Source organism: Gammaproteobacteria bacterium, assembly GCA_011682695.1.
In the GTDB taxonomy this organism is placed as follows: Bacteria; Actinomycetota; Acidimicrobiia; order Spongiisociales; family UBA4744; genus BMS3Bbin01.
Genome location: JAACED010000071.1, coordinates 1 through 8,670, shown reverse-complemented (window position 1 = coordinate 8,670; position 8,670 = coordinate 1). Strand labels below are relative to the sequence as shown.

Below are 8,670 nucleotides of genomic sequence, written 5' to 3'. Positions count from 1 at the left end.
GCTGAAGCGCCAACGAAGGCTGAAGCGCCAACGAAGGCTGAAGCGCCAACGAAGGCTGAAGCGCCAACGAAGGCTGAAGCGCCAACGAAGGCTGCCAAGGCCAAAGCACCGAAGAAGGCCGAAGAGGCTTCGCCAGAGGAGAACTGACATGTCCAAGACCAAAGCAGGAGGGTCGTCGAAGAACGGTCGGGATTCGGCCGCTCAGCGGCTCGGACCGAAGGTCTTCGACGGACAGGCGGTGTCTGCCGGTTCCATTCTCGTTCGACAGCGCGGGACCCGGATTCACCCCGGCCACAACGTTGGACGCGGCGGTGACGATACGTTGTTCGCGACGGCGGATGGTGTCGTCAAGTACGGGCGGCGGAATGGGCGGAGACTGGTCCATATCCTCACCGACTGAGGCAGCGGGAACCCGTGTTCATTGACAGAGTTCGGGTTCGTGTCCGTGCCGGCGACGGGGGGGCAGGCGTCGTCAGCTTCCAGAAGTTGCGTGGCAAGCCGCGCGGGCGCGCCATCGGCGGCTCGGGCGGTCACGGAGGCAACGTCATCGTCAGGGCAGACGAATCGGTGGCGACCCTGCTCGTGTACCGGAGGCATCCTCATCATCGCGCCGGCGACGGCACCCACGGTCAGGGTGATCTGCGAGCAGGAAGACGAGGCGAAGACCTTGTGCTTCGGGTTCCCTGTGGTACGACCGTCAAAGATGCACACGGCACGATGCTCGCGGATCTCGTGCAGAACGGCCAGGAAGCCGTCGTCCTCGAGGGTGGACGGGGAGGCAGGGGGAACGCGGCACTCGTCGATCCTGCGCATCGCGCTCCCACCTACTGCGAGCAGGGGGAGTACGGCGCGGAGGCGTGGCTCGAGTTCGAGTTGAAGCTCGTCGCGGATGCCGCGCTCGTCGGTTTTCCCAACGCGGGGAAGAGCACGCTCATCTCGGCCGTCTCGGCAGCTCGACCGAAGATTGCCGACTACCCATTCACGACGCTTCAGCCCCAGCTCGGTGTCGTGTCCATCGATGAGCGTGAGTTTGTGCTTGCCGATATCCCGGGCCTGATCGAAGGGGCGTCGGACGGCAAGGGCCTCGGACATGAGTTCTTACGGCACGTCGAGCGATCCAGCGTGCTCGTGTTGCTGCTCGACCCCTCTGCATTGCAGCCGGTGTCTGCGGCGGAACAGTTGGAGATCCTGATCCGTGAGCTGACCCGCTACTCGGCCGACCTGGCCCGGCGTCCCCGGCTCGTAGCCATGAACAAGATCGATCTTCCGGAGAGCCGGGACGCGCTGGCCACTCTCGACATCTCGCCGTTCGCTATCTCGGCCGTGACCGGTGAGGGGATTCCAACCTTGCTCCACGCCATTGCCGACGAGGTCGAGCAGGCGTCACAAGTGGGTGAAGACCGGGAAGGATATGTTCTGCACCGTCCGATCGGGCCCGGTTTCACCGTGCGACGAGAGGAGGGGGTCTGGATCGTCGAAGGCAGGGATGCCGAGCGTGCCGTCGCTTTTCACGACCTGACCATCCTGGAGGCGGCCGATCTCGCGGCAAAACGCCTCAAGCGTCTCGGCGTCGACGACGCCCTTCGAGATTCGGGTGCGAAGTCCGGTGACGACGTACGGATCGGCGATATCGTTTTCGAGTTCAAGGATGAGCAGGAGAACTGAGCTGCCGGCTGCCGGCTACCGGAGACTGGCTCCTGGCTATTCCTTGGCTCCCTGCGAAGCGCCGAAGACGAGCAGACCCGCAGCCAGCATCGCCAGCAGGACGCCGACCACTACGACCGTGTGTCGGGTGTTCTCCTGGACGGGATACCCCGGCCGCACGACGTCGAGGGATTCGACCTCGAGGTAGCTCTCTCCGCCGCGACCGGCATCGTGGTAGCGCCATGTGCCGGTGACGCTCACGAGCGGGCCGACTCGGTTGTACCGGCCTGGCGGGTCGAGAGAGACGAAGAGCGCTTTGTCTGCGTGGATACCGATACCGGTGTTTGCCCCGCGCAAGCTTCCGCCATCGCGCAACGGGGACAGGGCGTAGGCGTCGTCATTGAGTTGTGCCCAGACGGTTCCATCATCCCGGAAGCCGTAATCGCCGATGAGCTCGCCGGAGATCGTGACCTGCTTGCCGTCGAAGGCCGCAGGATCCTCGATCAGCTTCGCACCGCTCACGGTGTCGGCGGCGGCCAGGGCGGGTGACGCGACGAGCATGAGGAGAGCGACGATGAGCACGAGAGCGAAGGTGCGCACTATTTCCCCCTCACCAGCGACCATGCGAACCCGATGAGGGCGAAGATCGCTATGAACTCGAGCCGGCCCGCCCACATCTGGAAGGCGTAGGTCAGCTTGAGCGCCGCGGGCATGGATGGAGTCGTCACGCCGACAGAGAGGCCTACGTTCGCCGCCGCACTCACCGATTCGAACAGTGCCTCCTGGAGGGGGACACCGACTGCGAGCCCGATGCCGGCACCCAAGACGTACAGGGCCACATAGAGCAGGGAGATGGCCATGACAGCCTGTTTGAGTTCATTGGAGAGATTCCTGGGCCCGTTCTGCCAAAAGCGGTGAGAGATCACTGCTCCTTCGGGCAACAGCACCTGTTTGATCTGCGCTCCGATGGATCGCAGTACCAGGCCGACGCGAAGCGACTTCACACCACCGGCTGTCGACGAGGCCATCCCTCCGAGTGCCATCGCGATCGTCATTCCTCCGAATGCCAACCCGCCCCATGTGGCCAGGTCCGCGGAGGGGATCGTCGAAAAGCCGGTACCGGTATGCGCGGAAAGCACCTGGAAAAAGCTCTGGCGGCCGAGTCCGGCAACGCTGCCGTAGACGCCTGCCACCACGAGTCCGATCTGTGTGATGATCAGTGTTCCTGCGAAGGTGAGCAAGATCGTCTTCGTCTCGAGGTTGCGGAGCACCGACCTGCGGCGCCATAGTGCGAAGTGGACTCCGAAGCTCATTGCTCCGGCGACCATGAGCACGGCGACGACCATTTCGAACGGTGCCGAGTGGTAGTAGCCGATGCTGGTGCTCTGCGGAGCGAAACCGCCGGTATCGAACGCGGCCATGAAGATCGTCGCACCGTGGAAGAACGACCGGAGCACTCCGAACCCCAGGTCGAGATGCGCGACGAGTGTGAGGGCCGTGATACCGGCCACCCCGTTCAGGATGGAGACGAGCCAGATGAACCTGGCCGTGGAGCGCACGGAGGGGAAGATCTGGTCGTCCCGGGCCTCTCCGTAGTAGAGAGTCGCAGTTCCTGCGCCGGAGAAGAGGCTGAGTGCGGCGATGATGATTCCCTGACCGCCCAGGAAGTGGAGAACGTGTCTCCAGATGATCATCGAGGAGGCCATGTGGTCGAGGTCCTGGACGAGGGTCAGTCCTGTCGTCGTGATGCCGCTCATGGCGTCGAAGAACGCATCCAGCCAGCTTGCGAAGTGGCCCGACAGTGCCAGAGGGACGGCTCCGACGATGGGCACGATCAACCAGATCAGCGCTACGACGACCATCCCGTGACTCCAGTCCAAGCGGTCGTTCTGTGGGCGCATAATGAGCCCGAGGGCGCCGAGCATGCCGTACAGGCCCACCATGACGAGGAAATCTGCTGCCGGGGCCCACTCGCGGGCGGCCAGCGCCCAGGCGAGAGGGATCAGTCCTGCAACAGCCGAGATGAGCAGCATGCGGGCGACGTTGTACGCAATGAGTCTGAGATCGTCCCCGGTTGGTCGCAGCAGCATCAGCGGAACAGAGCGATGATCACGGCTGCGAATACGAGCGATGCGACGAAGAGAAGCACGGCAACGGCGAATTCGATGGCGAGCGTCGCCAGCGCGCCGGTGACGTTTTCATACACCCTTCGAACCACCGCCGGTCTCGGACGGGAAGTCACTGGTCTGATCCCGCGCCGAGAGCGTCCCGTAGCTCATCTTCCTCAGGAAGCGTGGTGACGGCCAGGACTCTGTCTCCGGGCCGTAGCTCCGTGCCACCGTGGGGGATGAACACCTCATCCTCACGAAGCAAGGCCACGAGGACGGTCTTGGCCGGCAGGGCTGCTTTGCTCAGAGGTCGGACCGGAGTTCCCTCGGGGATGTCGACCTCGACGAGGCTGAGCTCGCCTCTTGCGAGCAGCGTCACCCGCTCCAGCTTCTCGACTTCGAGCTGCACTTCTCGAGAGATGACTCGCACGATCATGTCGGTCACGGCAACGACGGGGACTCCGAGCGCTGCGAACGTGGGGGCATTCGTCGGGTCGTTCAACCGTGCGATGACATGCTTTGCACCCAAGGTCTTCGCGAGCTGGCAGGCGACGAGGTTGTCCTCGTCTTTGCCTGTGACGGCGACGACCCAGTCGGTGCGCGCTGCATTTGCCTTGTTGAGCACCTCGACTTCGGTGCCGTCACCGATGATCACGAGAACATTGGAGGTATCGCCGAGCCGCTGTCCTTTAGGCTTGCTCCGCTCGACCACGGTGACGGTGTGTCCCTCTTTGCTGAGGGTCTTGCCGAGATAACCGCCGACTTTTCCTCCCCCGACGACGATGGCTCTCATCAGTCGACCTCCTCGAGGTACCTGCTGAGCTTGTGACTGACTCCCTCACGTGCAGCCGCCGTCAGCAGGTCTCCCTTGCGCAACAGGAAATCATCCTGGGGGATCAGTGTGGTTTCCCCGCGGCGCACGGCGGCGACCCTCAGCCGTCCCGACACCTCGAACTCTCCGACGGTCATTCCGTCGGCTCGTTTTCCCAGGTGAATGTCGACGATCTCGACCTCTCCGGTTTCGAAGGTCAGATGGAAGCCGAACTCCTTCTCGATGACCTTCTTGAACATCACGCGAGATACGAGGCGGGACGCCGGCACGTAGTCGATATCGAGTTCCTGATAGGCGGGTTCCCGGAACAGGTCATCGAGGCGGGCAATCGTCGTCGGGACCATGAAGACCTGCTTCGCCAGCTGCACCGACATGAGGTTGGCGTTGTCCGAATTGGTGACGGCGATGAACGCGTCGGCGTATTCGATACCTGCTTCTTTCAGGGTCTGCACGTCGTACGCCAGGCCGTGGTGAACCGAGCCGTTGAATGTGGAGCCGAGCAGTTCGAGGGCGGACTTGTCCACGTCGACGACGGACACATCATGTCCCTTGTCGGCGAACGCGTGGGCAAGGTCCCCTCCAACACGGCCGCTGCCTGCAATCACGATTCTCATGACGGAGCAATGATAGGTTGCTCGGCTCCGGGCACAGCGTTGTGGGTCGATATGACCGGTACACTCGCCCAGAACCTTGGAGGAGACACGATGACCGACGGACCGACCGGACTCGGTAACGCCGCACAGGTCAAGGAGGCGCTGCGACGCCAGAACTATCTCGCCGACGATCGGATCGCTCAGGTGGTGTTCCTCGCGAATCGCCTGGACAAGCCGATTCTGGTCGAAGGCCCCGCCGGCGTCGGCAAGACCGAACTGGCCAAGGCGCTCGCCGCGGCTTCGGGGAGGGCGCTGATCCGCCTGCAGTGTTACGAGGGACTGGACGAGTCGAAGGCACTCTACGAGTGGAACTACAAGAAGCAGCTGTTGCGGATCCAGGCAGGGGAGAACAGGGCCTGGGAGGAGATCGAAGGCGATATCTTCTCTGAAGAGTTCCTCCTCACGCGGCCTCTGCTGGAGGCGATTCGGTCTCCAGAAGCCGTCGTGCTGCTCATCGATGAGATCGATCGTGTGGAGGTCGAGACCGAGGCCCTTCTCCTCGAGGTGCTCTCCGAATTCCAGGTGTCGATTCCGGAGCTCGGGACCATCACAGCTCGCACTCAGCCGATGGTCGTGCTGACCTCCAACAACACTCGAGAACTCTCCGAGGCGCTGAAACGGCGGTGTCTCTTCCTGCACATCGAGTATCCATCTGTCGAGCGCGAGAAAGAGATCCTGCTGGCCCGCGTGCCCGAGCTCCCGGCCTACCTCGCCGATCAGGTGTCCAGACTCGTGCACAGCATCCGGAGCATCCAGCTCCGCAAGCCGCCGTCGATCTCGGAATCCCTCGACTGGGCCCGAACCCTGCTCGCTCTCGAGGTGCGGACCCTCGACGATGAGATCGTGCAGGACACGCTTCATGTGCTGTTGAAGTACCAGACCGACATCGACAAGGTAGCCGACGACTTTCGATCCAACGCCGAGGGCTGATGTTCCTCGACGTGCTCACCGGCTTCATCGAGGAGTTGCGTGCCGCAGGTATCCCCGTCTCGATGGTCGAAGCCATCGATGCGATGGAGGCAATTCGCCAGATCGACCTTGCCGATCGGGATGCACTCAAAACCTCGCTCGGGGCCACGCTGGTGAAGAACATCCGCCACTACGGAGCATTCGAGACTGCATTCGAGATCTACTTTGCTCTTGATCGTCCAGCATCCGACGACATCGAGCCCGAGCAGGAGACTCCGCCGGGCGCCCCATCGGGAGCAGGCGGCGGGAGCCTCATGGAGGCGCTCGCGGCTGCCCTCGGCAGCAGCGACGACTCCCTCCTGCGGGCCCTTGCACAGTACGCGGTTCGTCGTTTTGCAGGGATGGAAAAGGGCAGGCCGGTCGGTGGGACGTACTACCTGTACCGGGCGCTTCGCCCCTTTGATCTCGATGGTGCCGTCGAGCGTCTCGTCGAAGATGCCGAGCAGCGAGGATTGAGTGCCATCGAGGAGCGGTTGTTGCGAGAGGCCATCCAGGCTCGGGTGGGCGAGTTTCGTGAAGAGGTGCAGGCGGAGGTGCGGCGGCGGCTGGTCGCCGATCGGGGAAGGGAAGCCGTTGCGATCACCCTGCGGACGGCACCACTCGAGGACATGGACCTCATGCACGCAACGCGCGAGGAGTTACAGGGCATCGAGAGGGCGCTGCATCCGCTCACCCGCAAACTCGCAGCCCGGTTGGCGGAGCGACGAAGGAGGGGGCGTGTCGGACGTCTCGACTTCCGGCGGACGGTGCGCAGTTCACTGTCCACGGGCGGGGTGCTGCTGGAGCCCAAGTTTCGTGTCCGAAAACCTTCTCGGCCCGACATCATGCTGCTGTCGGACATCAGTGGATCGATGGCCACATTCGCACGCTTCACGCTGCAGTTCGTGTATGCGATGGCGGCGCAGTTCTCACGCCTCCGCTCGTTCGCGTTCATCGACGGTCTCGATGAGGTGACCGGGTTCTTCTCTCCGGGTGTCGACTTCGAGGACGCCATATCGTGTCTGCACGAGGAGGCCGAGGTGTTGTGGTTCGACGGCCACTCCGACTACGGACACTCCCTGGAGATGTTCTGGGAGCGATACGGCAGTGAGATCACACCCAAGGCGACGGTGATCGTCGCAGGAGACGCCCGAACCAACTACCGGGATCCGAGGCCTGATCTGCTCGCCGAGATCGCCTCGTCGGCGCGGTCGGTGTACTGGCTGAATCCGGAGCCGAGAGCGTACTGGAACACCGGCGACTCGGTCATGAGGGTGTACGAGCCCTTCAGTCGGGCATTCGAGGTGAGAACACTTCGACAGCTCGGGAGGTTCGTGGAGCAGGTGACGAGTTAGCTGCCGGCAGCCGGCAAGAGCCGCGACGCTCGCCCCGTGGTTTCACATTGATCCTTGTCGCGATACGAAGTACAAAGTACGAAGTACCGGCCAGGGCGCCTGCAACCAACGAAAGACGTTAAGGGTCATGCGGCTGCTGCCGATGATTCGCGAAGGACTTCAAGAAGGAGTGTCAACGTGAGTCGCCGCGTGCTGGTTGTCGAAGATTCGGCGGTGATCCGTCGTCTCATCGAGGTATGCCTGCGTCCAGCCAATCTCGAGGTTGTGATGCGGGAGGATGGTCCTGGCGCTCTCGAAGCTGCGCTGAGCGAGGATCCGGATCTCATGGTTTTGGACATCGGTCTTCCGGAGATGGACGGCTGGGAAGTCCTCGATCATCTTCGCTCGGATCCGAGAACGCGAGCGCTTCCCGTATTGGTGCTCACGGCGCATGCGGAGGAGGAGTCCCGTCGACGCGCTGACGAAAGTGGTGCCGACGGTTTCATCACCAAGCCATTCCAGCCGGATGAACTGCGCCAGGAGATCCTCCGAATCGTTGCACAGCAGTCCGTCGGTCACGTCGTCTAGGCACTCGGACCGACAGAAGTCTGCTGAGTGATGCCGGTGCGTTGATCGGCGGCTGTGCGCGTCAGGCATCTCCTATTCGGTACTTCGCACTTCGTATCGCGACGAGCATCGATACGTGATCGCAGGGCGAGCGTGACGGCTCTGGCATAACAAAGCGCAGTCCCACACTGCGTCGAGACAGAAAACGCAGCGAGTCACGCGTCTATTGGTCCGCCGGTTTCTCCCCCCAGCGAGCAAAGCAGCCCCGGGCCGACACACCCCAACAAAGCCACACCCCACAAGGGTGGACAAGGAACTAAAGAGCCAAACCCGGGGCTCTCTCCTTCCCCTCCCACACTGCCACAAAGGGGAGTACGGCCAAGCCGGGAGGGGGGCACAGACCCGGCCCGGCACCCCCTCCGTCCTCGGTCAAAAACCCCGAGGACAACCTCCCCCAACGTCGGCCTCCGGCCTCCTGGGGGAGGAAACGGTCGGCCCTGGCGGGCCTCCTGGGGGAGGAAACGGACCCCCTCCGTCCTCGGCCAGAGCGCTGAGGACACCTCCCCCATCGTCGGCCCTGGCGG

The 8,670-nt window shown here is 63.1% G+C and carries 9 protein-coding genes; 5 read left to right on the top strand and 4 right to left on the bottom strand.

All coding sequences use genetic code 11. The features are described from left to right. Nucleotides 1–148 precede the first annotated feature (148 nt). A complete protein-coding gene (gene rpmA / locus GWP04_11085) occupies nucleotides 149–400 on the top strand; it encodes a 50S ribosomal protein L27 (protein NIA26095.1) in 252 nt (83 codons plus the stop codon). 14 nt (nucleotides 401–414) lie between these two features. Beyond that, nucleotides 415–1,665 carry a GTPase ObgE gene (gene obgE, locus GWP04_11080; protein NIA26094.1) on the top strand — a complete coding sequence of 417 codons (1,251 nt, stop codon included), beginning with the start codon at nucleotides 415–417 and terminating at the stop codon, nucleotides 1,663–1,665. A gap of 36 nt (nucleotides 1,666–1,701) precedes the next feature. Here obgE and GWP04_11075 read toward each other — a convergent pair whose 3' ends face one another. The 4 genes from GWP04_11075 to GWP04_11060 form a co-directional block, all read right to left on the bottom strand. Next, on the bottom strand, nucleotides 1,702–2,244 hold the full coding sequence (locus tag GWP04_11075) for a hypothetical protein (protein ID NIA26093.1): 543 nt from the start codon (nucleotides 2,242–2,244) through the stop codon (nucleotides 1,702–1,704). Further along, nucleotides 2,244–3,734 carry a hypothetical protein gene (locus GWP04_11070; GenBank protein ID NIA26092.1) on the bottom strand — a complete coding sequence of 497 codons (1,491 nt, stop codon included), beginning with the start codon at nucleotides 3,732–3,734 and terminating at the stop codon, nucleotides 2,244–2,246. The genes GWP04_11075 and GWP04_11070 overlap by 1 nt, the downstream gene beginning before the upstream one ends. A gap of 148 nt (nucleotides 3,735–3,882) precedes the next feature. Further along, entirely contained in the window at nucleotides 3,883–4,545 is a 663-nt protein-coding gene (locus tag GWP04_11065) for a TrkA family potassium uptake protein (GenBank protein ID NIA26091.1), read from the bottom strand. Next, nucleotides 4,545–5,198, bottom strand: a complete 654-nt coding sequence (locus GWP04_11060; protein NIA26090.1) for a hypothetical protein — start codon at nucleotides 5,196–5,198, stop codon at nucleotides 4,545–4,547. The genes GWP04_11065 and GWP04_11060 overlap by 1 nt, the downstream gene beginning before the upstream one ends. Before the next feature lie 90 nt (nucleotides 5,199–5,288). On the opposite strand from GWP04_11060, the gene GWP04_11055 reads away from it, so the two are divergent. The 3 genes from GWP04_11055 to GWP04_11045 all read left to right on the top strand — a co-directional run bounded on the left by GWP04_11055 (nucleotide 5,289) and on the right by GWP04_11045 (nucleotide 8,107). Beyond that, on the top strand, nucleotides 5,289–6,167 hold the full coding sequence (locus GWP04_11055) for an AAA domain-containing protein (protein ID NIA26089.1): 879 nt from the start codon (nucleotides 5,289–5,291) through the stop codon (nucleotides 6,165–6,167). Continuing rightward, nucleotides 6,167–7,540, top strand: a complete 1,374-nt coding sequence (locus GWP04_11050; GenBank protein NIA26088.1) for a VWA domain-containing protein — start codon at nucleotides 6,167–6,169, stop codon at nucleotides 7,538–7,540. Before GWP04_11055 ends, GWP04_11050 begins: the two co-directional genes overlap by 1 nt. Before the next feature lie 177 nt (nucleotides 7,541–7,717). After that, nucleotides 7,718–8,107 (top strand): response regulator, encoded by a 390-nt coding sequence (locus GWP04_11045; GenBank protein ID NIA26087.1) that lies wholly within the window; start codon nucleotides 7,718–7,720, stop codon nucleotides 8,105–8,107. Nucleotides 8,108–8,670: the final 563 nt, after the last annotated feature.